This window comes from Oscillatoria salina IIICB1, assembly GCF_020144665.1.
Classification (GTDB): Bacteria; Cyanobacteriota; Cyanobacteriia; order Cyanobacteriales; family SIO1D9; genus IIICB1.
Window position 1 is genome coordinate 1 of record NZ_JAAHBQ010000139.1, and the last position, 2,036, is coordinate 2,036.

3 protein-coding genes are annotated in these 2,036 nt (G+C 43.5%); 1 reads left to right on the forward strand and 2 read right to left on the reverse strand.

Features of this window, described 5'->3' with window-relative positions; all coding sequences use genetic code 11:
* The coding region (locus G3T18_RS24435) for a Crp/Fnr family transcriptional regulator (RefSeq protein ID WP_224413207.1) at positions 1–671 on the reverse strand (671 nt) is incomplete at its 3' end.
* A 44-nt stretch (positions 672–715) separates the two neighbouring features.
* Between G3T18_RS24435 and G3T18_RS24440 the strand changes: the two genes are divergently transcribed.
* Entirely contained in the window at positions 716–1,624 is a 909-nt protein-coding gene (locus G3T18_RS24440) for a DALR anticodon-binding domain-containing protein (protein ID WP_224413208.1), read from the forward strand.
* A gap of 228 nt (positions 1,625–1,852) precedes the next feature.
* Here G3T18_RS24440 and G3T18_RS24445 read toward each other — a convergent pair.
* Positions 1,853–2,036: ATP-binding protein (locus G3T18_RS24445; RefSeq protein ID WP_224413209.1), on the reverse strand; the 184-nt coding region annotated here is incomplete at its 5' end.

Below are 2,036 nucleotides of genomic sequence, written 5' to 3' on the forward strand. Positions count from 1 at the left end.
AGAGAAGCATGAGGTAAACAAATCAAATTATCACCTTCGATAGTAATTAAGCCTTTTTGGCGCAATTTACCCATCAAACGAGTAACAGTGACGCGAGTGGAACCAATCGCACTACCAATTTGAGCATGAGTCAAAGGATAAGGCAAAAAGTAACCTTTTTCGGTGCGTTCGCCATATTCTTCAATCAGTAGCGTAATAAATCCTAACAAACGATCGATCGTGCGTCGCTGTCCGAGGGTACTTAACCAAAGTAATTTACGCTGGTGTTGGTAGCGAAAAGCATCTAACACTTCTCGTCGGAAGTGGGGCCAATTGTCCAAATCGTGCCAATACATCCAAATTACCGAAGTTTGGTCAACATGAGCATAAGCTTGGAGAGTAAAAGGAGATTGTGCCACAATTTCAAAAGGCTGCCCCGCGCCGATGAAACCCAAAAAACCTTCTTCTGTAATTGGCGACGATGCTTGTTTATTCCCCGTCGGACTAACTTGTGCCGTACCCACTAGGCGAATAGCTCCCCTATGGACTAAATATAACAGTCCAGGACGAGCCGGAACGCGCTCATCTTTCAGGAAAATCCGGTCTCGATAATGTATTTGCGCCCAATCAAGAATTCTTTGCCAAGTTAAAAAAGGTCGGGATGCCTCTGGTATAGGGGTTGGGGAATACATAGTGGGTTTCGCAACTAAAATGCCACTTTCTACTAGGATTTGATATGGATTATAAGGTAACAAAAAATACCTTGCTTCGGTATGTTTATTTAAGAGTCTTTAGTAATTGTCTCTCGATTCGGTATTTATTGCAGCAAAAAATCTCTGAATCGATCGATTTGTTGGCTTCAGAGGAAAGTTTTTACGCAGGCGGAAGCGATTGGGATAGGCGAAAACCCGGAGAAATTCCTTTGTACCGCTTAAAAAATCACGTAGCTGTGACATATCGTAGCGCGATCGCCCGACAACTTTCTTCTCTACTCAAACAGTCTCCTGCCGATCTCGCTACTCAAATTGTTGGTTATTTTCCGATGACAAGGGAAACTGACGCTCAAAATCGCTTAGATTTTCTCGTCAAAGTCATCGAATCTGGTTGGATTGAGTTTCGAGTTAGCGATCGCGCTTTAGCTTTTTGGTTACAGCAACTCGTGCAAACCAGCTTACCGCCAACCTCTGGGCAAATCAATCCCAGAATTGAGAATTTATTTCCGATTCAGTACGCCCATGCCCGTTGTTGCTCTCTATTGGGCTTAGGACATCGCCAGGGACTAATTAATTGGGATAATCAAAAAATGCACTTACTCGCACCCAATCCGCTTCCTTGGTTAAATAATGACCAACTCAGCAGATTTCAATTTCAGCTACACCATCCCGCCGAACAAGATTTGATTGCCCAGTTGTTAGATTTTGTGGAAACAGTTTTTTCCCCTTGTCAAACAAACTTAACTAAAATTATTACTCGCCTTGGCGATGCCTTTCTCCGTTTTGATGCTAGTTGTCGTATTTGGGGTGAGGTAAAAACTCAAACTCCTGAATTAGCACAAGCGAGATTAGGATTAGTCGCTGCTACTCAAAAATTGCTCTTGTGGTATTTACAAGAGCTACTGGGAGTTTCAGCCCCTTCAGCACTGTAAAACTTAAGCAAAAAAAAAGTTTTTCCTGAAAATTAGTGACAAATCATCTTTCTTCCGATAAGATGCTCTTGTGTGAGGAGCGAACCAGTGGGGGAACCGAGACGAAACACGGCCAGTCGTCGGTTCCCTTTCTGAAAACAAGCGAATCATCCCGGATTGTGAGGAGTGAACCAGCAAGGGAACCGTAGCGAAGCGTAACTATCGTCGGTTCCCTTTCTGATTGGTGATTTAGCCAAACGCAGCCTTAGATAGTGCCATCGGGAGAGCGATCGCTAAAGTTGTCCCTTTTCCCACAGTAGAATCACTTGTAATTGTCCCACCATGTTTTTCGGTGATAATTTGGTAAGCGATCGCCATTCCTAAACCGGTACCTTTGCCGACATTTTTGGTGGTAAATCCTTGTTCAAAAATG

What these genes read in the sequence shown, in the direction of transcription:
- G3T18_RS24440 (WP_224413208.1), top strand. Translation starts at nt 716, where the DNA reads ATGGATTATAAGGTAACAAAAAATACCTTGCTTCGGTATGTTTATTTA.